Origin of the sequence: Microvirga lotononidis (assembly GCF_034627025.1) — a bacterium.
Classification (GTDB): Bacteria; Pseudomonadota; Alphaproteobacteria; order Rhizobiales; family Beijerinckiaceae; genus Microvirga; species Microvirga lotononidis.
In genome coordinates this window covers 1,827,020-1,852,700 of record NZ_CP141048.1, presented here as the reverse complement: position 1 = coordinate 1,852,700, position 25,681 = coordinate 1,827,020, and the positions used below count along the sequence as shown (strand labels likewise).

Genomic DNA, 25,681 nt, shown 5'->3' with positions numbered 1-25,681 from the left:
TGATTCAGAGAGCGGCTCCCTGACGATCGTTTACATATGATCCATCGGACGAAAGGCCACTTTGCCGGGCCTATGGATGAGGTGCGTCCGATGAATGAGCCTGCCGACCCGACCATCAACGCGATGGACACGATCCTGAGCGATGTCACCCAGCTCCCGGAGAATGACGAAGAAGCATCCACGCAGAAGACCGGATCGTTCGCCATCGCCGCCGCAGGCAATCCGTCCGTGATCACCGGCGATTACGGCAACAACGATCTCGGCAGCCACAGCAGCACCACGGCCTACACGATCTACGGTGACTTCGGGAATGACACGTTGCGGGGAGGCACCGGCAACGACAAGCTTTATGGCGATGACGACAACGATCTCCTGATCGGATGGCGCGGCAACGATACGCTCGACGGCGGCGAGGGCTACGACGCGGTCTCCTATGAGACGGAAACGGGCGGCACGGGCGTCGTGATCAATCTCACGGGCGCCAGCTGGACCTATAACGGCCGGACCTATGCGTCCATGACCGGCAAGGACACCTGGGGAGGCATCGACAGCTACGTCAACGTCGAGACGTTTATCGGCTCCCAGGGCAACGACATCATCAATGCGTCCGATACTCCGGACCAGTTCACGCTCTATGGCGGCGCCGGAAACGACACCCTTATGGGCGCCGGAAGCAATGAATGGGACAAGGATTACCTCATCGGCGGCGCCGGTGACGACCTCCTGATCGGCGGAATCGCGTATTTCCAGGGCAACGCCGCCGTGCGGGTCGATCTGGCGACGGGAACCGCCACCGGGCAAGGCACCGATACCCTTCAATCCATCACCCATGTCATCGGCAGCAACAGCGGCGACGTTCTCAGGGCCGGGAATGTAGCGGCGACGCTCGACGGCGCCGCAGGCAACGATACGCTTTACGGCAGCAGCGGCAATGATGAGCTGTATGTGGGATCGGGCGCCGACGTGGTCTATGGATCGGCGGGCAGCGATCTCATCTACGCCAACGGAGCCACGACCCTCCGCTACGACCAGTTGGTCCTGCTCAACGCCCAGGGCAACAACATCGCCGGCGCGATCTCGGCGGACCTGGCCCAGGGTTATGTTTCCAAGTTCGACAACGTACCGGGCTCGAGCTTCCCGAAGTTCGGAGAGGATCGGATCTTCTCTTCGGCCCTCGATCTCGTTGCGACCCAATACAATGACGCCGTCACGGGCAATAACCTGAACAACCACCTGTACGGCCTCGGCGGAAACGACAGCCTCGGCGGCGCCGGCGGCGACGATGTGCTCACTGGAGACGCGGGCAACGACACGCTCGATGGCGGCACCGGCAACGACACCCTGGACGGTGGCATCAACAACGATCTTCTGAAGGGCGGAGACGGTCACGACCGCCTTCTCGGCGGCAGCGGCCGGGACACGCTGGATGGCGGAAACGGCGACGACACGCTGGACGGCGGAAACGGCGCCGACAGCATGGTGGGCGGCGCCGGCAACGACATCTACTATGTGGACAATCTCGGAGACTCCGTCTCGGAGCTGGCCGACGGGGGCAACGACACCGTCTACATCTCGGTCGGCGGCTTCGATCATCTCAAGCTCGCCAACATCGAGAACGTGATCCTCGTCGGCGAGGGCAGCATCGACTACAGCAACCGCGCTCCGGCGGTTCTCGGCGCATCGGGCCCGACCCGGGTGACGGTGGCGGATACGGGCATCGTCAATCCCTTCGCGAATCTGACCATCGACGACAACGGGTCCTGGGTCACCGTCACGGTGAAGATGAACCAGCTTCCAGGATACGCCCTCGGCACCTTCACCAATCTGGGGCCCGGCGCCTATGACCGGCTCGCCGGCACCTACACGGTGAGCGGCGACATCGCCACCGTGCAGGCCGCCCTGCGGGGACTGCAGTTCGATCCGAACGATTCGCCAAGCTCCGCCTTCGCGGTCGGAACGGTGACGAGCGACACCTTCACGATTACCGTGGTGGACGATCACGGCATCGCGTCCGTGCCGAACAGCAACATCTCGGTCGACGTGGTGACGCAGAACCGCGCCCCGATCCTGGTGGCTCCGACGGCCGCCTACTCGATGTCGGATACCGACAACGTGAACCTTGTGGCGCCGTTCGCGGGCGTGGCGATCCTCGAGGCGAACCAGGGCGATATGATCACGGTGACGATCGCGCTGGATTCGCCCGGCAAAGGGACGCTGACCGGCACGAGCGGGACCTACAACGCAACGACCGGCGTCTACACGGTCACCGCATCGGCTTCGAGCATTCAGTCGATCGTGCGGACGATCAAGTTCAACCCGACGGATCGTGCGGTAAACGGCATCGAAACCACGAAGTTCACCATCACGGTGAGCGATGCCGCCGGCGCGTCGAGCGGGCCGATCAGCACGATCCAGGTCAATGCCGTCCATGGCACCGCCCCGGCCAATTCGGCGCCCGTCGTCTCGGGATCGGACAGCATCTCCTATGGCGTCACGAGCCCGATCGCGGCCTTCACCAAGCTGACGGTCTCGGACAGCAGCCCGAGCGTGACCGCGACGGTCGCCATGGACTTGCCGCATCGCGGAACGTTCGTGAATCTCGGCAGCGGCTCCTACGATGCGGTGGCCGGGACCTATACGGTCACCGGAACGGCGGCACAGGTTCAGACGGCGATCCGTGCCCTGCAGTTCAACGCCCTGCAGACCGCCACGGTGAAGTTCACCGTCACCGTGACGGACGGCTCCCTCACCACGACCAACGCGAACTTCACCCTGAACCCGGCCATGCCGAACAGGGCCCCGATCATCCAGGCCCAGCCGGTGACGGTGAGGATCGCAGACGACGAGGACGATGCCCTCGCCACTCCCTTCGCGAGCGTGGCGCTCGACGATCCGGAAGCGACCGGGACCAGTTCCTTCGTGCAGCTGAGGGTGTATCTCGACGATCCCGCCAAGGGTGTTCTCGTCCCCGGCAAGGGCGGCACCATCATGTATAATCCCGATCCCCAGAACGGTTATTACTACTACACCATCTCGGGGAAGGTGCAGGACGTCCAGGCGGCCCTGAGGGCGCTGGAGTACAATCCGAGATCACGCCCCGATGCCGAGAACGGCAGCGTCGAGACCAGCTCCTTCACAATCAGGCTCTACGATGCGTCCGGCCTCCAGGCCATTGACAACAACATCCGCGTGGAATCGGTTCACGGCATGCTCCCGAACGCGGCGCCTGTCATCGGAGGGGCTGACGCTCCCGTGGCGGTGAACATCACGGATGCCGATGTGGCATCGCCGTTCTCAGCCGTGACGATCTCCGACGACAGCGCGACGGTGACCGTGACCATCACCATGGACACGGCCTCCGAGGGCGAGTTCACCAATCTGGGCATCGGCACCTACAACCGGGTCGCGGGCACCTACACGGTCACCGGAACGGTCGCCCAGGTCCAGGCCGCCATCCAGGCGCTCCAGTTCGATCCCGAGAACCGCGTCGCGCCGGCCGGCTCCGTCCAGACGACGAACTTCACGATCTCCATCGTCGACGAAAAAGGGGTCGCGGGCCAGGCGAACGGCAACATCTCGGTCGCCTCCGTCGCGTCGAACATCGCCCCGACCGCACCCGAGATGACGGGCGGCTCGATCAGCGACATGGCGGCAGCCGGAAGCCAGGTCGGCACCCTTTCGGCCAGCGATGCGAACGGCGATGCCGTCACCTATACGTTCAGTCAGGCCCTGGCCGGCTCCGATGGCCGGATCAGCGCGGACGGGCGGTTCGAGATCGTCAACAACCTGGTCGTGCTTCGCGATCCGAAGCTCATCCAGGTCGCGCAGAACACCACCTTCACCTATGGCGTGATCGCCGATGACGGGCATGGCGGCCAGACCTCCGGCACCGTGTCCATCGCCGTAGCCGACATCAACAAGGCGCCGGCGAACCTTCAGCTCTCCAAGTCCGTCGTTCAGGAGAACGTCGCCGAAGGGTATGTCATCGGCCTGGTCTCGGCCAGCGATCCGAATGGAACGGCCCTGTCCTACACCCTGCTGGACGATGCGGGCGGCGGCGTGGAACTCGTGGGCAATCAGCTGCGGGTCAAGGATGCGACGAAGATCGACTTCGAGCAGCATTCCCAGTTCGCCGTCACGATCGCCGTGAGCGACGGATTGGAGACCGTCAACAAGACCTTCACGATCACCGTCGAGGACGAGCGCCGTGAGAATGTGGTCGGCAACAGCGGGGACAACGTGATCCGCGGCGGCTCCGGAAACGACACGCTCAACGGTGCCGGCGGCAACGATACGCTGCATGGCGGCGAAGGGCGCGATCAGCTCATCGGCGGCGCGGGAGCGGATACGTTCGTCTTCGACACGGCCGTGATGAAGACGGCGGCCGACTCGGTCCTGGACTTCAGCCTCGCCGAGGGGGATCGCATCTGGCTCTCGCAGAAGATCTTCATCGGCCTGGGTCTCGGTCAGCTCACCGCGAACGCCTTCGCGCTCGGGACCGAAGCCCACGACCAGGACGACCGGATCATCTACGATCAGGCGACCGGGCGTCTCTTCTTCGACGTGGACGGTGCGAGCGGCTCCAAGAAGGATGTCGCACCGATCCTGTTCGCCATCCTCAACGAGAACGGCGTGAAGCCGGCCCTGACATACGCCAGCTTCTTCATCATCTGACGTGCGATGGACCAACGAGAAGGCGGCTCTTCAGGGAAGAGCCGCCTTCTCGTTCACGGCCGATGCGGTTGCCTCGAGACGGTTTGCCGCTCGCGCGGGCCCTCGGTCGGCACGATGCGACAGGCCTCAAGCCGCCCGTACGGTCGTCAGGAAGTTGTTGACCTGGTTGCGCAGGTGCTCGGCCTGGTTCACGAGAGCCGAGGACGACGTCAGCACCTGGTGGGCCGCCACTTCCGTCTCCTCGGCCACCTGGGCCACCTTGTTGATGTTGGCCGTCACTTCCCCCGTGCCGGCGGATGCCTGGTTCACCGAGGACACGATCTCCTGCGTGGCCGCCCCCTGCTGATCCACCGCCATGGCGATGCTGCTCGATACGTCGCTCATCGCCTGGATGCGCTGGGTGATGCCGTTGATCGCCTCCACGGCCTGGGAGGTCGAGGCCTGGATCGCGGCGATCTGGCTCGAGATGTCGGCGGTGGCCTTGGAGGTCTGGTCGGCGAGCGACTTAACCTCGGTGGCGACCACGGCGAAGCCTCGTCCCGCCTCGCCGGCGCGGGCCGCCTCGATGGTGGCATTCAGCGCCAGCAGGTTGGTCTGGCCGGCAATGGCCGAGATCATGTCGATGACCGCGCCGACACGGTCGGCGGCGGTGCTCAGCTGCGAGACGATCTCGGTCGTCAGGGTCGCGGCCTGCACGGCTTCGCGGGACATGACGGCGGATTGCTCGACCTGACGGCTGATCTCGCTCACGGAGGCGCCGAGCTCTTCGGTGGCGCTCGACATGGCGAGCACGTTGGCCGAGGTCTGCTCGGCCGCCGCCGCGACGGCCGTGGACCGCGAGGAGGTCGCCTGGGCCGAGCTCGTCAGCTGCTCGGCCGTGGCCTGCATGCGGCCGGCGGCCGTCGAGACGGACAGGATGATCTCGCCGATGGCCCCGTCGAAGGTCTCGGCCAGCTCGATCATCATCTGCTTGCGCTGGACCTCGGAGGCCTCGTGGGCCTGAACCGCCTCGAATTCGAGGGCCTTGTTGCGGACCATGCGGTCCTTGAAGACCTGCACGGCCTCGATCATCTGGCCGATGTCGCGGCTGCGGTTGCCGGAGGGGAGTTCGACCGCGAGATCGTCATGCGCCAGGCGGCGCATGACCGAGGTCAGGTTGCGCAGGGGCGATACGATGCTGAACCGCGTCATCATGAGGCTGATCAGAAGCCCGAGGAGGATGCCAATGGCCGCTACGCCGATCTGGAGCCTGATGGCCGCATTCGCCCCTTCCTCGGAGGCCGAGCGCATCGCGGCGAGCTTCTTGGCCGTATAGGCGCTGTAGGCCTTCACGGTGTCCGTGACATTGCGCTGTGCGGCCAATCCCTTTTCGACCTCGGCGTTCATGAGCGCCTGATCGCTCCCCTTGTCGGAGGCTGCCACCTTGATCATGGAGCGGATGACGTCGAAATAGGCGTTCAGGGCCGCCCGCATCTGGTCGAGCAGGGTCTTCTCCTGCGCATCCGCGACCCCTTCGAGGATCCGGAAGCGTTCGAGCATCTCCTTCGTGCGGCGGTCGGCCTCCGTGCTGAAATCGGACGCCTTGTTCGGCTGCTGCGCGACCTGATAGGTCATCCGGCTGATGGCGATGATGTCGACCCGCAGGTCCATCGCCTCGCGCGCGGCTTCCTCGCGCCGTCCGACGGTCTCCATCGCGTCCCGGAGCGCGGACGTCTCGTGCCAGCCCACCACGGCGATCACGGCCGCCACCAGCCCCATGAGAGAAACAACCGCAATCACCTTCTGCGGAATCGAGAAATTCTTGAATGACATTGGAATCGTGCCCCTGCAGACCTGCCTGCCCGTCCGGCTCTGGAGAACCGGATCGGCAGATGTCAGGCCTATTGCCCTAACGTTAGATCTGCGTGGCGACGGTTAAAAAACCGATAAATTCCCCAATGGGAACAAGGGAAGTCGGGCTCAGCGACATTCTCGACCGAGGCACGTCCGAATGCGTGGATGCTCTTTATGGTCGGATGAAAATGAATGCCTGCCACCGTGCCGAGACTGTCGTGCTTGTTGGTTCTCGAGAACGACGGACTTGCCGAAGACGGAGGCAAGCCGCATAGAGCGAAACTTTATTTCATGCGAGTCGGTCGATGTCCCGAACTACCAAGACCAGCCACTTTCATCCTGACCTCGGTCTGGCGCTGCGCCGCTTCCCGTTTGCCATCCTTGCCGCTGGCCTTGCGACGGCCGGGATTCTGCTCCTGATCTTCGATGACGCGCGGATGCAGAACCACTTTCACAATCCGGGCAATGTCATCTTGGCACTGATCCTGGCGTTCTTCCCGGCCACCATCATGGCTTTTGCCTTCTCCGGACGAAGACTTCGAGTCCGAATTCTGGCCGAGGCAACAGGTTTTCTGATCGGCGTCTCGCTCCTCTTCTGGGTGAAGTTCGGAGACTACACCGTCCCTCCCCTGCTTGTTGCTTTCGTGTGCTTCCTGTCGGTGGCCGCCGGCATGGCAACGCGGCGCGGCGCGAACGGCTTTTGGCTTGCAAATGCTCATCTCGCCTTAAGTCTTGCCGCCTGTCTCATCGCGCTGGGCATCGTTCTTGGAGGCGGCGCAATCGTGTTCTTCGCTATCAATTCATTGCTCGGATGGAATAGCGACAAGCTTGTCATAACACTGGGGACGCTAGTCGCCTTCTTCGCCTTTCCTCTGCTCTGGTTGACCCTCGTGGCCCCCATCGTGGTCGAAGGGATCAAGGAAACTCACGACAACATCCTGCTGCGCGCCATCTCTGTTTTGACCGACACGCTGCTCATTCCTCTCACGCTGATTTTCGGCGCCATCATTCATCTCTATGCCATCCGCATTGCAGTCGCTGGCGAGTTTCCGAAAGGCCAGATCGGCATGATCGTGCCGATCTCCTTAGCGCTTGGTTATGGAACCTATCTTCTCGCCTCCGGGCCCACGGCGCCGTTTGCCCGCCTGCGGCGTCTGTTTCACCGCTCGTGGCTTGCGAGCACGTTGATCCCGCTCATCCTGTTGACGCTCGCGACCGCCATCCGGGTTCACGCCTATGGGCTTACGGAGGAGCGCTACTGGCTGATTCTGGTGATCGTCGGCGCCATATTCCTGGTGGCATCCGTTCTCGTTCGGCGGCCCCTCGACATTCGCCTCGTGCCGCTCACGGGTGGCGTTCTGGCACTCGTCGCGGCGGTTGGGCCGCTGAGTGCCGAGAGGGTGACCGTCTATAGTCAATCGTCCCGCGCTGAAGCGAGCGTTCCGTCAGAGGAGACACATCTCAAGGGAACCAAAGTTTTTAAGCCGGAGAACAATTACGTCAACTTCTCGGAAAGAAAGGCGATCCGCTTCGGCTCGGCCACCTTGATCGATGACGTCTACCTTTACCACAACGGCGACGCAGAGACCCGCTACCTGGCGTCCAGCCCATACACGATCCTGTTCAAGGACAATTTCGTGGAGGTCAGCGGGGAAGACGGCACCTCCCGCTTTGATCTTTCGCCACTGCTGGCCAGATATCTGTCGGATACCGGACGTCGTCCTCCGCAAGATGACCCCTATCCCGCAATCGAGAGCAGTGATGGCCGCCGGGGAACATTCATCGTGAGAAACATCTCGGGAGAAACCGGCCCGAACGGCAGCTCGTTCAAACACGTTCTCGGAAAGATCATCCTTCACTGAGTCCGGCGACCGCCCTCACCCGATCCGGTGCAGGGCGCTGCCATAGGTCTTGAGCCAGGCTTCCGCCTCGTCGGTGCGGGGGCAGAGCTGGTAGGTAAGCTTCCAGAAGCGGTTGGAATGGTTCAGTTCGCGCAGGTGAGCCACCTCGTGGGCCGCAAGATAATCGAGCACGAAGGGCGGCGCCATGATGAGCCGCCAGGAGAAGCTGAGCGCCCCATTGGCCGAGCAGGAGCCCCAGCGGCTCTTGGTGTCGCGCACGGTGATGCGCTTGGCCGGCTGCCCGAGCTGGGCCGTATGCTTCTTCACGGCGGCGGCGAAATCCTTTTTCGCCTCGGCCTCGAGGAAGTCCCGCACCCGCCGGGCCACGTGCGACGCCTCGCCGGATACGGCGATGATCGGCTCACCCGCGCCGCCCTTGGTGGCCTGCGTCACGCCCCGGATGGACGACCAATGGACGATCCGGTGCGGCACGCCGCGAAAGGGCACGAGGGCGCCCGGCTCGAACGGCACCCGCTCCGGCACCTTGGCGAGGCGGGTGGCGATCCATTGGCCGTGGCTGTCGGCGAATTTCTGGGCGAGGCCCACATCCGTGCGCTCGGGGATGCTGAGCACGACCTCGCCGGTCGCGTTCGAGACGCGCAGCGTGATTCGCTTGGCGGTCGGCCGGCGTTTGAGGGCTACCTTGAAGGTTTGGCCCTCGTGGAAGACTTTGAGGTGAGGCGGGTCCGCAGGAACGCGGCGAAACAGGGCGGATTTCATGTCCGCAATCTGCCCTGACAGGTCGATTCTGTCAGCGCAGCCGTTTGCCGCTCCTAAGAACGCATCAAGAACAGAATCAGGCTCTTGACGCGGCTTTCCGGGCCGGTTCCCGGTTGTGATTCTCAATGAATTCAACGATTCGAGGAGCGATCTGAGCCCTGAAACGAGAACCGTTGAAGACGCCATAGTGACCGACCCCGGCCTGCAGATGATAGAGCTTCTTGTCGGAGGACAGGTTGGGGGTCAACTCCAGGGCAGCCAGGGTCTGGCCCACGCCCGAGATATCGTCCCGCTCGCCTTCGACCGCCATGATGGCACAGCGCCGGATGGCCATGAGATCCACCGGCTCGTCCCGGTGCATCATCTCGCCCTTGGGCAGCTCATGGTTGACGAAGACCTTCTCGACCGTCTGCAGGTAGAACTCGGCGGTCAGATCCATGACCGCGAGGTACTCGTCATAGAACTCCCGGTGCTTCTCGGCCGAATCACCGTCCCCGTCCACGAGATGGTTGAACATCTCGTAATGGGCGGTCAGGTGCCGGTCGATGTTCATGGCCATGAAGCCGGAGAGTTGCAGGAAGCCCGGATAGACGTCGCGCCAGAAGCCCGGATGGGACGGGGGCACCTTGGTGATGCAGTGCTGCCGGAACCACTCGATGCCGCGCTCCTCCGCCAGCCGGTTCACGGCGGTGGGGGAACGGCGGGTGTCGATGGGGCCGCCCATCAGGATCATGGAGCGGGGGATGAGCGGGTCGTTCTCGGCCTCGAGCCGGGCGATGGCGGCGATCACGGGAACCGCCGGCTGGCACACGGCCATGACGCTCAGGTCCGGGCCCAGGGCGCGGAAGATGTCCTTGAGGTAATCGATATAGTCGTCGAGGTCGAAGGCGCCCTCCGCCAGGGGCACCATGCGGGCATCGGTCCAATCGGTGATCATCACCTGGTGAGTCGGCAGGAACGTCTCCACCGTGCCGCGCAGAAGCGTGGCGTAATGGCCCGACATGGGCGCGACGATCAGGAGCTTCGGCTGCGCCTTGGCGCCGGCATGGTCGCGCTCGAAGGAGATGACACGGCAGAAGGGATGCTCCCAGACGATTCGCTCGGTGACCGCCACCTCCTCGTTGCCGATCACGGTGGTCGGCAGGTTGAAGGCGGGCTTTCCGTAGCGCCGCGTGGTGCGCTCGAACAACTCGCAGGCCGCCGAGACGGTCCGGCCATAGGGGGTGTTGGTCAGGGGGTTGTCGGGATTGTCGAAGAAATGCTTCGTGAAATCGGACGCGGCACGAGCGGGACTCAAAAGCCAATGCGCTGTATCGTACCAAACATAAGAAAAGTTCATCACTGTCCCCAAAAAAGGCCGGGCGCCTGTTTCTCGCATCATGCGGTAGGCTTTATCCTCAACCGTAATTTTAAGATTAAAGTTCCTTGAGATTATTGCAACAGACTATCTGTTCCACAGCGAAAACGAACTACATACTTTGGTTTCGGGGAAGAGCCTAAGCACAATGTAGGAAAATAGGCCGGAATCGTGTTCTTGGCGAACACCGGCACGGCCCTATTCTGTTCGGTGATGTCCAAGATCGACCAGAAGAGCCTGACCCACCACGCGCGGCACCTGCGCCTCGACACGCTCGTCCGCCTGCGCTGGCTCGCCATCGCCGGTCAGGCGACGGCGGTCGCGGGGGTGCGATTCGGCCTGGGCTTTCCCCTGCCCTTCGCCTTCTGCTTCCTGGTCATCGGCGCCTCGGTCTGGGTCAACCTGCTCCTGCGCATCCAGTACCCGGCGAGCCACCGGCTCAGCGACAACATCGCCACGGCGCTGCTCGCCTTCGACATCCTGCAGCTGACCGGACTTCTCTACCTGACGGGAGGGCTGGAGAATCCCTTCGCCATGCTGTTCCTGGCGCCCGTTCTGATCTCGGCCACGGCCCTGACCCCCGAGCGGACCCTGGGCTTAGGCCTCCTGGCCATCGGCTGCGCGACGCTCCTGGTGCTCACCCACCGGCCGCTGCCGTGGTTTCCCGGACAGGATCTGTCTCTCCCCTTCCTCTACGTGACCGGAATCTGGACGGCGGTCGCGCTCGGCACGGCCTTTACCGGCATCTATGCCTGGCGGGTCGCCGAGGAGGCACGGCAGCTCGCCCAGGCGCTCGCGGCCACCGAGCTGGTCCTCGCCCGGGAGCAGCACCTGTCCCAGCTCGACGGCCTGGCCGCAGCAGCAGCTCATGAGCTCGGCACGCCGCTCGCCACCATCGCCCTGGTGACGAAGGAGCTGAGCCATACCATGCCCAAGGACGGGCCCGTGGGAGAGGATCTGAAGCTCCTGCAGGAGCAGGTGGAGCGCTGCCGCACGATCCTGACCAAACTCACCTCCATGGGCCAGGAGGAGGAGGCGGAATTTCTCGAAACCATCTCGCTCAGCCATCTGGTGGAGGAGATCATCGAGCCGCAGCGCGCCGTGGGCTTCGACGTGAAGGTGGAGACGAGGGGCGAGGGCCCCGAGCCCATGGGGCGGCGCAATCCGGGCGTCGTCTACGGCCTGTCGAACATCCTCGACAACGCCACGGACTTCGCCGAAAGCCGGGTCCTGATCGAGGCCTGCTGGTCCCCTCACGAGGTTTTCATCGAGATCCGGGATGACGGCCCAGGTTACGCGCCCGATATTCTGCTCAGGGTGGGCGAGCCCTATGTGACCACCCGCAGCGCCGCCGAACGGACGGAGGACAGCGAGGAAGGCGGAGGACTGGGTTTGGGATTGTTCATCGCCAAGACCCTGATCGAACGGTCGGGTGCCGAATTGAACCTGACGAACGCCGCTCCGCCAGCCTCAGGGGCCATCGCACGGATCGTTTGGCCCCGTCATGCGTTTGAACGAGGTGCGGCAATTTCGCCGCAGGGAGACTCTCCGCCGTCTCTCAAAGGTTAGGGGAAGAATTCCCATATGAGAGAAGAGCCGGAAAGGCTCGCTCATGAGGAGTTCGACCTTAAGATGCAAGGAGATGTTCCGATGGCCGATGCGCCTGCCGCGTTCGAAGATCGCGCCGACAAGAGCCTCTTGATCGTCGACGACGACCGGCCGTTCTCGACCCGTCTCGCCCGCGCCATGGAAGGGCGCGGCTATCAGGTGCGCGTGGCCGAGAGCGTAACCGACGGCCTGGCCGCCATCGAGAGCGAACCGCCCGCCTTCGCGGTGATCGACATGCGTCTCGGCGACGGCAACGGGCTCGACGTGATCGAGCGCCTGAAGAGCCGCCGCCCCGATGCCCGCGGGGTCATCCTCACCGGTTACGGCAACATCGCCACCGCCGTGACGGCGGTGAAGATGGGGGCTTTCGATTACCTGGCGAAGCCTGCGGATGCGGACGAGATTCATGCCGCCCTCATGGCGCAGCCCGGCGAGCGCGCCCTGCCGCCGGAGAACCCCATGTCGGCCGACCGGGTGCGCTGGGAGCACATCCAGCGCGTCTACGAGCTCTGCGGCCGCAACGTCTCGGAAACGGCCCGGCGCCTCAACATGCACCGCCGGACCCTCCAGCGGATCCTCGCCAAGCGCGCGCCGCGCTGACCCTCAATGCCTTGAAGGCCAGAGCGGAGAAGCTTTGGTCCGCAGGCCCGTCTCCCCGATCGTCTCGCTCCGTCCTCGCATCCAGAGCAGGCCAAGTCCGAACAGCGGCAGCAGGATGTCCGTGTAGAAGATCACGCCTGCATTGCCGGGCGCGAAGTTGTGCGCCGCTATCATCTGCTGCACGTGACCGGCGGCGGCTCCCCAGAGGAAGCAGGCCGGGCCCACGAGGGCGGCGAGACGCATCCCGCGGCCGCCTTTGAACGCCATGAAACTCACCACGGCGAACCCGAGGCTGGCAAAGCCGACCTCCTTCTGGAACGGGCTGGTCTGCCAGCCGATGAACGCGGCAGCCGTCTCGGAGAAGAAGACGTGCATGACGAAATTGTAGAGGAAGCTCACGCCGAGCGAAAAGAACAGGAACCAGGACAGCAGGGCCTCGGCGACCGTCGCGCGGCTCCAGGGGCGCGGGCGCCGCAGCAGGGCGATGAGCGAGGCGATGAGCCCGACGACGAAAAGCGTCAGCGTGAAATTGCTGAGCAGAAACCTGATCGCCTGTTCCATGATTGTCCCGCAATCCTCGCCGCCTGCGCGTGACGCGGATTATGGCCAAGCATGCTCCGACGTAAATCCCCCATTGTCATGGCGGGCCTCGAGCCTCAGAGCCGCCCGTCGGCGATCCGGTCCGGGTCGGCGAGGGCGTGCAGCAGGGAAGCGGCCGAATGGGCGAAGCGCAGGGTCACGGCCTTGCGGCGCGCGCCGGCAAGCGGATGGTGCGCCGCCTCCCGCATGATCGCCGCCCCGAAGCTGTCGGCGACGATCAGGCCGCGATCCTCGGGGAGGATGTCGAAGGGGACCGTCTCCGGCACGGCGAAATAGAACCGGTCGCAGAAATCCTCGTAATCGGGCCATTTCCGGTCGGCCCGGAAATCCGCCACGCTCGACTTGATCTCGATGATCGTCAGCGCGCCGTCGGGCGCGAGCGCGATGAGATCGGCGCGCCTTCCGTTGGCGAGGGTGAATTCCGGCAGGGTCACGTGGCCGAGCTGCGAGAACAGGCGGCGCACGCCGCGCTGAACGCCGGAGGCGACGGGCGACTGACGGCCGTCGACGGGCAGGACGATGGGGCGGGACAGAAGGGCAGGCGAATCGGACATGGCGCCTAAGGTACGCCCTCGCCGGCAGGCCGCAACGGCTCCATTGTCGCGCTTGCGGCGGGGATCGTTCCCGCACCGTCTAATGCAGCATCAGGTGATGCGGCGACAGGTTCTCCAGCATGTCGCGCAGATCGTCCATGTGCGGGTTGATCGACAGGGCGATCTGGAAGGCGGCCCGGGCCTCGTTGAGATGGCCGTTGCGCAGGCAGATGTTGCCGAAGCCCGCGATGGCGCCGAAATGGCGCGGCTCCAGCTGCAGGGTCCGGTCGATGTCGAGCAGGCTGTCCGCGTCGCGCTTCTCGATGGAGGCGAGCGTCGCCCGCTTGTTCCAGGCTTCCGCCCAGTCCGGATGCTTGCCGACCAGATGGTCGAGCAGGGGCCTGGCGGCCTTGAGCGAACCCGAGCCTATGGCCTCCACGGCCGCCATCAGGGTCTCCTCGGCCAGACGGTCCTCGTGCGAACCCCACAGGGCCCAGATCTGGTCCTCGATGTCCTCGACCGGACGCGTCGGTTCGGGCAGGGCCAGTTCCCTGAAGAGCCCTGTCAGGCGGCGCGGCAGATCAGGGCTCGGTGTTTTGTTCGGAACATCGAGGACCGTCTGGAAGACCGAATCGAGCGGCAGAGGAGACGTCATGGACAGGCTTGCGATCCTCCGTGCAAGACGAGAAAGCGGGATTCCAAGGGGGGTGACATAGCGTTGAAGCGCGGCGCGGCGAGAGGAGAAACCGGCAAAGTTTGAAGCGACGGGAAGCTGGCTCGAAGGCGGCTGGAACGGCCCCTTCCAGATCAGGCGCAGAGCCATGGATCCCCTTTCCGGCCTGGGGCCCCGGGATGACAGCGGAGCGCCTCCGGCACCCATCATGTGCCGCAACGCACTTTTTAACGGCCAAGCTCGTCGCATTCGCCGAAAAATGCATTAGGTTCCATCTCCGTCATGTGAACCTGTTCGTTGGAGTCGTCCTTGGGAGTTGTCGTGGAGCGCGATCCGCTGCGCCTGGCGTGGAAAACATCTCCTTTTCGCCATCTCGTCGGATTTGGACTTCTGGCCCTGGCCGGCCTTCTGATCCTCGTGGGATTCCACCTCGTGCACGATGTCGTCGACCGGGCGACCGGCGGGGCGGGTGGCTGGGATGCGCCCGCGTCCTTTCTGCGGATCGCCATCGTGTCCCCGGGCGCTCCCCCGTCCGATTCCATCGTCCTGTTTCCAGGCATCCTGCTGGGACCAGAGGCCTTCGCCGTGGCGTCGATCGTCGGCATCCTGCTCGTCCCCCTTCTCCTCGGCCTGCTCCTGGTCGGCTTCGAATGGCTGGTGGTCGGCATCGGCCTGAGGATGCTCACGAAAACCCAATCGGCCGCCCTCGACGTCATTCTCAAGGTGCCGTCCGCCTCCCATGACGAGATCGCCATGGTGACGGCGCTCGCGGGCCGCGGACTGGCGCGGGAAAGCGGCGTCCTGGGCTCGAGCCTTCTCATGCCGGTGAAGCTGGGCGGCATGATCGGCCTCGCCTGCACCTATGTGTTCGTCATGGACTGGCATCTGGGCGCCACCCTGGCGATGGTCCTGGCGCTGGGCGCCATCGCGAGCGCCCGCCGCTCCCTGCTGCGGTTCGACGCCACCGCCGCCCGGCACCGGGAAGGCGACGAGGCCGAGAACGTGTTCGAGGGTCTGGAGCATCGCATCCCGGCCCTGCGCGCCCACGGCACCGCTCCCTACGAGCGGAACCGGGTGCGCGAGGCGCTGGTGCGGAGCCATCGGCCGGTGATGCGGTGGGAGTACCGCTTGGCGCTTGCCGAAGCGGCCTCCGCGGCCGTGCTCATGATCGCTCCGCTGTCGATCCTGGCCCTCGGCGCATGGTTCTCGCAGGAGCGTCCCATCACGGCCGGAACGGTGGCGGCCTGCGTCCTTGCGGCGGCGCTGGCCGCCTACGGAACGCGGGAGGTGGTCCAGTGGCACAGGCTCACCCTGAGGGCGCGGGCGCTGCTCATCGATCTCGGCAAGGGCCTGGGGCCGCTGAAGCTGCGCGCGGCCCTGAAGGGCAAGGCCGGCCTGCCCGACAGCGGCGCGCTCGTGGCCGAAGGAGTCTCGGCCTACGATCCCGCCAGCGGGGCGCGGGTGACCTCGGTCAACCTGAACATCGCCTTCCCGTCCCACGTGGCCCTGGTCGGCGACGGGGATGCGGGCCCCCGGCTTCTCGCAGCTCTCATGAGCGGTCAAATCCCCCCCTCGTTCGGCCGTCTGACCTATGGCGGCGTCGAACTCTCCGCTGCCGATCCGGTGGAGCGCAGCCGGCGCATCGCCTTCACGGGTAACACGGTGCTGATCGAGGGCAGCTTGCGGGACAACCTGCTCTATGGCGCCTCCGCCCCGGAGGCCGAACTCAGGCATCGTCTGTCCGAGGCCATCGCGGTCGCGGGCCTCGACCGCCTGACCCATGCGCGCGGCCTGTCGGGCACCCTCGATCCGGAGCGGGAGCCGAAGCTCGCCGCCGCCATCGTGGAAGCGCGCCGCGCCGTGCAGGCGGCGCTTGCGGCCGAAGGGATCGACCGCTACGTCGACCCCTTCAGCGCCACGCGCTACAACCGCTATGCGACCATCGGCGAGAACCTGCTGTTCGGAAAGCCCATCGGCGACTCGTTCCAGGAGGACCGCCTGTCGAGCCATCCGTTCGTCCGGGCGATCCTGGAGGCCAACGAGCTGACCAAGCCGCTCGCCCGGATAGGATTGTCGATCGCCACGAGCATGATCGAGATCTTCTCCGACATTCCGGACGGCTCTCCGCTCTTCGAGCGCTTCTCGTTCTTCTCGGCCGCGGACCGTCCCTATTTCCAGGATCTCGTCGACCGCAGGAACGAGCAGCGGCGCAGCGACCAGACCTCGCGGGACCGGGAGCGCCTGATCGGCCTCGCCTTGCGCTACAACGAAAGCCGGCATCGCCTGGGCCTGCTCGAACCCTCCATGGAAGAGCAGATCCTCGTCGCCCGCGCGGATTTCGCCCGCATGCTGCCGGTGAGCCTGAAATCCTCCATCGAGTTCTACGACGAGGGCCGCTTCTGCGCGGCGGCGAGCATCCAGGACAACCTGCTCTTCGGGCGCATCGTGGCCGATCAGGCCGGCGCGCTCGAGGCCGTGCAGGAGGCGACGCGCCAGGTCCTGACGCAGCGCGGCCTCGACGGCGAGGTCTCGCGCATCGGCCTCGACACCCCGGTCGATCCGCAGGGTGACGACCTGACCCTGAGCGAGGTTGCAGCCATCGACCTGGTGCGCGGCCTCGTGCGCCGGCCGAGCATCCTGGTGGTGCAGCGCGCGCTCGACGGCCTGCCGGGGCCCGCCGCCGACCGGCTCGTCACCAACCTGCGCCGCGCCTTCGTCGGACGCGGATTGATCCTCGTCACGCCGTCGATCTCACCGGCCATGGATCAACCGCCCTTCGACGCTGTTATCTATTTCGAGCGGGGCGAGCCGGTGGTGGATCGCCGCACCAGGCCTCTCGAGGCACTCAGTGCGTGATATATTTACCTTGACCTGCCGTCCCGCTCGGGGGCAGCTTGTCGATGTGCGCTAGCGCACATAAGCAGGGTTTTCGATTGGTCATGATCCTGAAATGGTAAGGCGTGTTGCATCCTCTGACGCGTTGCGGGTCCGGTTCTGGGGCATACGCGGCTCCACCTGCGCATCCGGCCCCCAATACGTCGAGTTCGGCTCGCACACGCCGTGCATCGAAGTCCGCTGCGGAGACCGCCTGTTCATCCTCGATGCGGGAACCGGTCTCTCCGCCCTCGGCACCGAACTCGCCGCCTCCGCGCCCGAGAAGATCGACATTCTGCTCAGCCATCTTCACCTCGACCACATCAGCGGCCTTCCCTTCTTCAAGCCTGCCCTTCTCGCCAAGGACCGGGTGATCCGCACCTATTGCGGCCACCTGGAAGGGGAGAGCGCCATGGAGCCCCTGAACCGCCTCTTCGCTCCGCCGCTCTTTCCCGTGCGCCTCGGCCAGCTCCCCGCCCGGTTCGAGCATCACGGCTTCAAGGCGGGCGAACCGCTCGTCCTCGACGACGGCACCCGGATCGAGACGCATCTCCTGAACCATCCGGGCGGAGCCACGGGGTTCCGCATCAGCCACCGGGGCCGCAGCATCTGCTACATCAGCGACGTGGAGCACAGCGATCCCTGGCCCGATCCGAGCCTCGCGGATTTCGTGCGCGGCACCGACCTGATGGTCTTCGACGGCATGTTCTCCGACGCCGAATATTCCTATTGCCGCGGATGGGGCCATTCCACCTGGCAGAAGGGCGTCGAACTGGCCCAGAGCGCCGGCGTGAAGGCGCTGGCGATCTTCCACCTCTATCCCGGTCACGACGACGCGTTCCTGAAGGCCGCCGAGGCCGAGATGCAGGCCGTCATGCCCACGGCCTTCATGGCACGGGAGCGCCAATCCTTCGCGTTCGAGCCTTTGGAGGACGACCTGGACAAGGATTGCCCGGAACCGCGGGCGAAAGCCGAGGAGCCAAGAGCCGTCTCTATGAAGGATTTCGCGACCTGAATCCCGCGCCGCGCGGTGCCCCGAAAAGATATCCCCTTAACGAAAAGGTCTGACGCAGCGGACCCAAAAGTGGACCTGCCCTTTTGGGTTCGATCCGATGCCCCACTCTTGGGGGAGCGCATTGGACCCGAAAGTGGACTTGCACTTTTGGGATCGATCCGACGCTCCGCTCTTGGCTGGCGCATCGTTCGACGCGGGAAAACCAGGTCCACTTTTCCGCACGATGCGCTAAGGTTCCCTCCACTTCACCAGGCAGGCCTTTTCATGTCAGCTCCCATCCTCGTCACCGGTGCAGCAGGTTTCATCGGCTTCCACGTCGCGCGGCGGCTCATGGCCGACGGCCATCAGGTGGTCGGGGTCGACAGCTTCACGCCCTATTACGACGTGAGCCTGAAGGAGGCCCGCTTCGGAACGCTGACCCCGCACAACACCTTCGTGGGCGAGCGCCTGGACCTCGCGGACGCCGAGGCGACCCGCGACCTGTTCGAGCGCCACCGTTTCGAGAAGGTCATCCATCTTGCCGCCCAGCCGGGCGTGCGCTTCGTCGATCCTCAGCCCTACACGGCGTCGAACCTCATCGGCTTCATGAACATGCTGGAAGCCTGCCGCCACGGCGGGATCCGGCACCTCGTCTACGCCTCGTCGAGTTCGGTCTACGGCGCCAACCGCAAGCTGCCCTTCTCCGAGCACGACAGCGCCGATCACCCGATCAGCCTCTATGCCGCCACCAAGAAGGCCAACGAGATGATGGCGCATTCCTATGCGTCCCTCTTCGGATTGCCCTGCACGGGCCTGCGCTTCTTCACCGTGTACGGTCCCTGGGGCCGGCCCGACATGGCGGTCTACAAGTTCACCCATGCCATCGCCGAAGGCCGCGAGATCCAGGTCGCCCAGGCGGGGCGGGTCTGGCGCGACTTCACCTATGTGGACGACATCGTGGAAGGGATCGTCCGGCTGGTCGACAGGATCCCGGCGCCCGATCCGACCTGGGATGCCGAGCATCCCGATCCGGCCACCGGCCCCGCGCCGCACCGGGTCTACAACATCGGCAACGATTCACCGGAAGAGGTGAACGATCTCATCGCGCTCATCGAGGATGCCCTCGGCAAAAAGGCGAAGCGGGTGGACGTGCCGCTCCCGCCCGGCGACGTGCTGGAAACGCGCGCCGACGTGACGGACCTGCGCCGCGACGTGGGCTTCGCGCCCGCGACGTCGCTCGAGGAAGGGATCAGGCGCTTCGTGGCCTGGTACCGCGACTACCACAGGGCGTAAAATGGACTCCGTAAAGAATCTCGCTCTGAATCTTTTGGGTTTTCTCGAACGCGAAAGCGTGCTTCTCGGCCTCATAGTCCTTTCGGGATTGCTGTCCGCGGCTTTGATCGCGATCCTCATGCCGCTGCTCCAGCGCTATGCCCTCGCGCGGCCCAACGCCCGCTCAAGCCACCGCATTCCAACTCCCCAAGGGGGGGGTATTGCAGTCCTGACCGCAACGATTGTTCCGGTTTCAATCCTTGCCGTCATCCTCGCGCCTGACATCAAAGTGAATTGGGGCAGCGGAATTCATTTTCGCTTTGTCTGGGTCGTTTTGATTGCTGCCATCGGGCTTGCCGTTGTCGGTGCCGTTGACGACATTCGCCCCCTGTCTGCGATGCATCGACTGCTCTTGCAGATCGTGGCAGTCGCCGTAGTCGTCGTAGCCTCAGGCACCCACATCCTACCCGCCTGGATCCCAGAGGGCATCGAATTCGCCCTTCTCGTTCTCGGCGGCGTGTGGTTCGTGAACCTCGTCAACTTCATGGACGGACTTGATTGGATCACCGTCGCCGAAATGGTGCCGATCACCGGCTTTCTCGCAGGCCTCGGCCTCATCACCGGCACGCCGATCGTTTTCGTGGCGGCCTCTCTCTGCGGCGCCCTCCTCGGCTTCGCGCCCTTCAACAAGCCGGTCGCGCGGCTCTTTCTCGGGGATGTCGGGTCGCTACCCATCGGGCTTCTCGTCGGCTGGATGCTGCTGCAGCTCGCCGGAACGGGCGCGCTGGCGGCGGCGCTCCTGCTGCCGCTCTACTACCTGATGGATGCGACCATCACCCTGCTGCGCCGCCTCGCGCGGCGTGAGAAGGTGTGGGAGGCGCATCGCAGCCATTTCTACCAGAAGGCCACCGACAACGGCTTCTCGGTCCTTCAGGTCGCGGCTTATGTTTTCGCCCTCAACCTTGTCCTGGCCGGTCTCGCCGCTATGACCCTTGTCTGGCCCTCGGGCGCGGTGCAGATCGCGGCGCTTGCCTTGGGGGTCGTTCTCGTCGGCCTGGTTCTCAGGCGCTTCTCGCATCCCCGCGTGTCAGTTCCCCTGGAGGTTTCCCGATGAATTCACCCCTGATTGCCCTGACCGGCGCCACGGGTTTCATCGGACGACATCTCCTGAACGAGCTGCCCCGGCGAGGATACCGGGTCCGGGTGCTGCTGCGCCGGCCGTCCGAGGTGCCCGCCGGCGCGTCGAGCGCGGTGATCGGCGACATCGCCTCCCCGCACAACATGGCGGCGGCGCTTCGCGACGTGGACATGGTGATCCACTCGGCGGGCCTCGCCCATGCCATGTCGGGACGCCCGGAGGACGATTACCGGACCATCAACACCGAGGCGACCGTGAAGCTCGCGCAATCCGCCGAGCGGGCGGGCGTGAAGCGCTTCGTGTTCCTCTCCTCGATCCGGGCCCAGAGCGGCCCGACGGCCGAGGGCGTCCTGACCGAAGCCCTGGAACCCCGCCCCACCGATCCTTACGGCCGCTCGAAGCTCGAGGCCGAGCGGGGCCTCGCGGCCCTTGGCCTCGACTGGGCGGCCCTTCGCCCCGCGCTCGTCTACGGTCCCGGAGTGAAGGGCAACATGGCGGCGCTCCTGGCGCTCGCGCAATCGCCCTGGCCCCTGCCCCTCGGGGCCTTGGGCGCCAGGCGCTCGCTCCTCTCCCTCGACAATCTCACGGCCGCCGTGGACACGATCCTGCGCGCGGAAGGCCCCCTGAGGCGCCCCTTCCTCGTGGCCGATCCGGAGCCGGTGACGATCCCCGAGATCGTCACGGCACTGCGCAAGGGTTTCGGACGCAGGCCCGGGCTCGTCCCGGTGCCGTCGTTCCTCCTGAAGGGAGCCGCCACGCTCACGGGCCGGAGCGAGGCCTACGAGCGGCTGGCGGGCTCGCTGGTCGCGAGCCCCGAAGCCTTGCGGAACCTGGGCTGGAAGCCGGTCAGCTCGACGCGAGACGCGCTTGCTGAACTGGCTCGGCAGGCTGGGGCGCGGGCTTCCGGCGCTTGAACTCCGGGATCGCATCCTCGAACACCTGCTCGGCCAGGGCGCGGTCGCCGTTCGCCAGGGAGCGCGTCAGGATCTGCAGCCACTGATCGACCCGGTCGCGATCGGCGAAGATGGGCTTCGCCGCCATGACGCCGTCGATGCCGATCTCCGTGCGGGGCTCCTCGCGGGCGAAGAGGATCTCGTGCAGCCGCTCGCCGGGCCGCGTGCCGGTGACCTGGATCTCGATATCCTCGCCGGGCTCGTAGCCGGCGAGCCGGATCATCCGCTCGGCCAGTTCGTAGATCTTCACCGGCTGGCCCATCTTGAGCACATAGACCGAGGCGCGCTCGTCGCCGTTGGTGCGCTCGGTCAGGGCGCGGCTCTCTTCCGCGTGGGACGCGGAGGTGAGCACGAGATCCGCCGCCTCGCGGGTGGTCATGAAGTAGCGCACCATGTCCGGATGGGTGACCGTGAGCGGCCCGCCGCGGGCGATCTGCGCCTTGAACTTCGGTACGACGGAACCGACCGAACCGAGCACGTTGCCGAAGCGCACCGCGATGATGCGGGTCGCGCCGTTGCGGCCCATGAACTCGGCGTCCAGCGCCTGCCCGTACATCTCGGCGAAGCGCTTGGTGGCGCCGAGCATGGAGACCGGGTCGATGGCCTTGTCGGTGGAAATCATCACGATGGTGTCGGCCCCGGCCTCGACGGCCGCGTCGGCCACGTTCACCGAGCCGAACACGTTGGTCTTGACCCCCTCGGTCCAGTTCTTCTCGAGATAGGGGACGTGCTTGAGGGCGGCGGCGTGGAAGACCACCTCGGGCTGGAACCCGTTCATGACCTCGCGCACCCGGTCCCGGTCGCGCACGTCGGCGATGACCCCGTCCACGTTGGTGTCGCTCGACAGCAAGGTCGGGTTTTCCAGGATGTGGTGCAGGGACGGCTCGGAGCTTTCGAGGATCATGAGGTCGCTGGCCCCGAAGGCGACCACGCGGGTGCAGATCTCCGACCCGATGGAGCCGCCGCCGCCCGTCACCAGGACGCGCTTGCCGCGGATGAAATTCTCCAGACGCTTCCGGTCGATCTGCACGGTCGGACGCAGGAGCAGGTCCTCGATCTCCAGCGGGGCGAGCTCGGCGTCGCGCATGCCTTCGCCCAGGCTCGTGACCCGCACCAGCGGCAGGCCGAGGCGTCGGGCGCGGGCGAGCAGCATGTCGGGATGGGCCTCCGGCATCAGGGCGCTCGGCGTCGCCAGGAGGCGGCGGATGGGCGTGCCCCGCTCGTGGAAATCCTGAATGACCTGATCGAGATCGGCAAAGGTGCCGAGCACGGGCACGCCGCGCATGGACTGCCCGACATCGTCGCTGCGCCAGGTCAGGATGCCCTTGGGCTGCGTCTTCTTGACCGTGCCGGCCTCGATGGCCCGCAGGATCACCTCGATGTCGCTGCCGCGCCCCAGGAGCAGGGTCGGCGTGCTGGCGTCGCGCTGCAGGGTATGGCGCGAGCGGGCATATTTCATGTAGCGGAACGCCAGCCGCGGGCCGCCCAGCAGGAACATCTGGATCAGCCAGTAGAGGGCGATCGTGATCTTGCCGAAGAAGAAGGTGCCGCGGAGCTGCGGCGAGACGAGCAGGTAATCGACCACCAGGAGGACGACCGCCAGAATGGTCGCGGCCCGGAAGATGTTGAACAGGTCCGGCAGGGACGCAAAGCGCCACTTGGACTTGTAGAGCTGGGAGAACCAGTAGACCACGCCCGCGAAGGCGACGAAGGGAGGAAGAAAAAGCGGCAGATGGACGAGCCGATCGTAGAGGAACGAGCCGTCGAAGCGCACGTAGAAGGTCGCGAGAACGGCCACGCCCGTCACCACGAGATCATGCACAACGATGAGCGCTTTCTTGAGACCCTGCTGATTCATAGCCCTGCCGTACCGTAGCGCATCGTGCGGCCCTCAAGGGCCGCGAGAGTGAACAATGGACCCCGTTTTCTGCGAAGAACGATGCGCCAGCAACGAGAAGATGCACCGGATGGGTTCCAAAAGTGCAAATTCACTTCGGGTCCGGCGCTCTGACCAGGGGTATCCGTCGGGCTTGTGGCTTTGTCAATGTAAGTCCGTAACATAAAGCCCATGCGCGGAATTCGTCACGGGAGGCCCGGCAGGGGGCTTTCGGCCACCACCAGGAGGCCGCCCGCCCGCGTCAGAACCTGCGCCCGGATGCCGAAGATCGCGGCGAGCCTCTCCTCGGTCAGAACCGTTGCGGGCGGGCCGAAGGCTTCGACCCTCCCCCGCTGGAGCAGCACGATGTCGTCGGCGAAGCGGGCCGCCAGCGTCAGGTCGTGCATGATGGCGACCACGTTCGCGCCGGCCCGGGCGCGGGTCTTCAGGACGTCGAGCACGACGAGCTGATGGCGCGGGTCGAGTGCCGCGACGGGCTCGTCGGCCAGCAGCACCGGCGCCTGCGTCGCGAGAGCGCGGGCGAGCAGGACCCGGGCCCGCTCGCCGCCGGACAGGGCCGTGGCGGGTCTTCGGCCGAAGTCCTGCAGCCCGACCGAGCGGAGCGCTGAGGCGACCGCCTCCCGGCCCGCGTCGGACAGGCGATCCGGCTTTTCCCCATGGGGCAGGCGGCCGAGCGCGACCACGCCCGCGACCGGCAAGGGCCAGGCGACGCCGCCGCCCTGGGGCAGATAGGCGATGGAGCGTGCCCGCCCGCCGGCAGGCATTCGGATCAGGGAGAGGCCGTTCAGCAGGACCTCGCCCTTCGACGGCACCGCCAGACCGGCCAGGCTCCGCAACAGGGTCGTCTTGCCGGCCCCGTTCGGGCCGACGATCACAGTGAAGCGTCCCGGCTCGAGGGAGAGGTCGACCCCGTCGAGGGCGCGGCGGGCTCCGAGGTCCACTGTCAGGGACCGGGCTTCGAGACGCGTCATGCGGGCGTCTCCACCAGTTCCGCCCTGCGGCGCGCGATGATCCAGAGGAAGAACGGGACACCGAGCAGGGCCGTGAGCACGCCGATCTTCACCTCGGCACCGGAGGGGATGAGGCGCACGGCGATGTCGGCGGCGAGAAGGAGCACAGCTCCGGCGAGGCCCGCCGGGACGAGGGTCCGGGCAGGATCGTAGCCCACGAAGGGGCGCACGAGATGCGGCACGACAAGGCCGACGAATCCGATGGAGCCGGCGACCGCCACCGAGGCCCCGGTGCCGATGGCGGCGCCCGCGACGATCAGGCCGCGCAGACGCGGTACGTCGATCCCGAGGCTCTGCGCCGTCTCCTCGCCGAGCGCGAGCGCCCGCAGGCCCGATCCCGCCGACAGGATCAGGCCCGAGGCCAGGACGATGAAGGGCGCGCAAAGCAGCACATGGACGAAGGACCTGTCCTCGAAGGAGCCGAGGAGCCAGAACACGATCTCCGTCACGGCGAAGGGATTGGGCGACAGGCTGATGGCGAGCGACGTGCCCGCTCCCGCCAGGGATCCGACCGCGAGGCCCGCGAGAACCAGCACCACGATGGTGGCGCCCCGTCCCGCGACCGCCACGACGAGCGCGATCGACAGGAGGGCTCCGGCAATCGCCGCGAAGGGCAGCGCCCAGGACAGGGTGCCGACGAGGCCGGAATAGATCACGACCACGGCCCCCAGGGCGGCCGCCTGCGGGGCCCCGAACACCGCCGTGTCGGCGAGCGGATTGCGCAGCAGCCCCTGCAGCCCCGCGCCCGAAAGGCCGAAGATCCAGCCGATGAGCAAGGCGAGAAGCGTGCGCGGCAGGCGGATCTCCCGCACCACGATGCTGGCCGCCCCCTGGTCCGACACGAGCGCCCGCAGGGCTTCCGGCACCGCGATCGGCGCCGGGCCGACGACGAGGGACACGACGCTCAGGCATCCGAGAAGGACGATCAGGCCGGAAATGAGGGAGGACCGGGCGAGGGACATGGACCTGCGGTTTCTTTGCTCCCTTGGATAGAGCACGAAAGATCGGGACGGCAAAGCCGGGCCTGTCGGGCATCGCGCTTGG

General features: G+C 65.7%; 18 protein-coding genes. 9 read left to right on the top strand and 9 right to left on the bottom strand.

Going from position 1 to position 25,681, the window contains the following annotated elements:
* The first annotated feature begins 90 nt into the window (after window positions 1-90).
* Window positions 91-4,674: a calcium-binding protein gene (locus tag U0023_RS08755; RefSeq protein WP_009490774.1), complete on the top strand. Its 4,584-nt coding sequence runs from the start codon at window positions 91-93 to the stop codon at window positions 4,672-4,674.
* A 126-nt stretch (window positions 4,675-4,800) separates the two neighbouring features.
* Here U0023_RS08755 and U0023_RS08750 read toward each other — a convergent pair whose 3' ends face one another.
* A complete protein-coding gene (locus U0023_RS08750; protein WP_009490773.1) occupies window positions 4,801-6,486 on the bottom strand; it encodes a methyl-accepting chemotaxis protein in 1,686 nt (561 codons plus the stop codon).
* A gap of 326 nt (window positions 6,487-6,812) precedes the next feature.
* Between U0023_RS08750 and U0023_RS08745 the strand changes: the two genes are divergently transcribed.
* A complete protein-coding gene (locus tag U0023_RS08745; protein ID WP_009490772.1) occupies window positions 6,813-8,369 on the top strand; it encodes a DUF4153 domain-containing protein in 1,557 nt (518 codons plus the stop codon).
* A 15-nt stretch (window positions 8,370-8,384) separates the two neighbouring features.
* Here U0023_RS08745 and U0023_RS08740 read toward each other — a convergent pair whose 3' ends face one another.
* The gene (locus U0023_RS08740) at window positions 8,385-9,128 is read right to left on the bottom strand and encodes a M48 family metallopeptidase (protein WP_009490771.1); all 744 of its coding nucleotides are present in this window, start codon (window positions 9,126-9,128) and stop codon (window positions 8,385-8,387) included.
* Window positions 9,129-9,204: 76 nt separating this feature from the next.
* A complete protein-coding gene (locus tag U0023_RS08735) occupies window positions 9,205-10,467 on the bottom strand; it encodes a polyhydroxyalkanoate depolymerase (RefSeq protein WP_009490770.1) in 1,263 nt (420 codons plus the stop codon).
* A gap of 231 nt (window positions 10,468-10,698) precedes the next feature.
* Between U0023_RS08735 and U0023_RS08730 the strand changes: the two genes are divergently transcribed.
* On the top strand, window positions 10,699-12,054 hold the full coding sequence (locus tag U0023_RS08730) for an ActS/PrrB/RegB family redox-sensitive histidine kinase (protein ID WP_052600502.1): 1,356 nt from the start codon (window positions 10,699-10,701) through the stop codon (window positions 12,052-12,054).
* A gap of 81 nt (window positions 12,055-12,135) precedes the next feature.
* On the top strand, window positions 12,136-12,693 hold the full coding sequence (locus tag U0023_RS08725) for an ActR/PrrA/RegA family redox response regulator transcription factor (RefSeq protein WP_009490768.1): 558 nt from the start codon (window positions 12,136-12,138) through the stop codon (window positions 12,691-12,693).
* Between the two features lie 3 nt (window positions 12,694-12,696).
* On the opposite strand, the gene U0023_RS08720 is transcribed toward U0023_RS08725, so the two are convergent.
* The 3 genes from U0023_RS08720 to U0023_RS08710 form a co-directional block, all read right to left on the bottom strand.
* Entirely contained in the window at window positions 12,697-13,254 is a 558-nt protein-coding gene (locus tag U0023_RS08720) for a DUF6790 family protein (RefSeq protein ID WP_009490767.1), read from the bottom strand.
* Window positions 13,255-13,349: 95 nt separating this feature from the next.
* Window positions 13,350-13,847 carry an MmcB family DNA repair protein gene (locus tag U0023_RS08715; RefSeq protein WP_009490766.1) on the bottom strand — a complete coding sequence of 166 codons (498 nt, stop codon included), beginning with the start codon at window positions 13,845-13,847 and terminating at the stop codon, window positions 13,350-13,352.
* Between the two features lie 79 nt (window positions 13,848-13,926).
* Complete coding sequence (locus U0023_RS08710; RefSeq protein ID WP_009490765.1) at window positions 13,927-14,649, bottom strand: tetratricopeptide repeat protein; 723 nt, start codon at window positions 14,647-14,649, stop codon at window positions 13,927-13,929.
* Between the two features lie 159 nt (window positions 14,650-14,808).
* Between U0023_RS08710 and U0023_RS08705 the strand changes: the two genes are divergently transcribed.
* The 5 genes from U0023_RS08705 (at window position 14,809) to U0023_RS08685 (ending at window position 21,691) form a co-directional block, all read left to right on the top strand.
* Window positions 14,809-17,355, top strand: a complete 2,547-nt coding sequence (locus U0023_RS08705; RefSeq protein ID WP_052600480.1) for an ABC transporter ATP-binding protein/permease — start codon at window positions 14,809-14,811, stop codon at window positions 17,353-17,355.
* 94 nt (window positions 17,356-17,449) lie between these two features.
* Window positions 17,450-18,388: an MBL fold metallo-hydrolase gene (locus tag U0023_RS08700; protein WP_009490763.1), complete on the top strand. Its 939-nt coding sequence runs from the start codon at window positions 17,450-17,452 to the stop codon at window positions 18,386-18,388.
* 264 nt (window positions 18,389-18,652) lie between these two features.
* Window positions 18,653-19,660, top strand: a complete 1,008-nt coding sequence (locus U0023_RS08695; protein ID WP_009490762.1) for an NAD-dependent epimerase — start codon at window positions 18,653-18,655, stop codon at window positions 19,658-19,660.
* 1 nt (window position 19,661) lies between these two features.
* Window positions 19,662-20,753: an MraY family glycosyltransferase gene (locus U0023_RS08690; RefSeq protein WP_009490761.1), complete on the top strand. Its 1,092-nt coding sequence runs from the start codon at window positions 19,662-19,664 to the stop codon at window positions 20,751-20,753.
* The gene (locus tag U0023_RS08685; RefSeq protein WP_009490760.1) at window positions 20,750-21,691 is read left to right on the top strand and encodes an NAD-dependent epimerase/dehydratase family protein; all 942 of its coding nucleotides are present in this window, start codon (window positions 20,750-20,752) and stop codon (window positions 21,689-21,691) included. The genes U0023_RS08690 and U0023_RS08685 overlap by 4 nt, the downstream gene beginning before the upstream one ends.
* On the opposite strand, the gene U0023_RS08680 is transcribed toward U0023_RS08685, so the two are convergent.
* The 3 genes from U0023_RS08680 to U0023_RS08670 form a co-directional block, all read right to left on the bottom strand.
* A complete protein-coding gene (locus U0023_RS08680) occupies window positions 21,624-23,588 on the bottom strand; it encodes a nucleoside-diphosphate sugar epimerase/dehydratase (RefSeq protein ID WP_009490759.1) in 1,965 nt (654 codons plus the stop codon). The genes U0023_RS08685 and U0023_RS08680 overlap by 68 nt on opposite strands.
* Window positions 23,589-23,812: 224 nt before the next feature.
* Window positions 23,813-24,598, bottom strand: a complete 786-nt coding sequence (locus U0023_RS08675) for an ABC transporter ATP-binding protein (protein WP_009490758.1) — start codon at window positions 24,596-24,598, stop codon at window positions 23,813-23,815.
* Complete coding sequence (locus U0023_RS08670; RefSeq protein WP_009490757.1) at window positions 24,595-25,599, bottom strand: FecCD family ABC transporter permease; 1,005 nt, start codon at window positions 25,597-25,599, stop codon at window positions 24,595-24,597. The genes U0023_RS08675 and U0023_RS08670 overlap by 4 nt, the downstream gene beginning before the upstream one ends.
* Window positions 25,600-25,681: the final 82 nt, after the last annotated feature.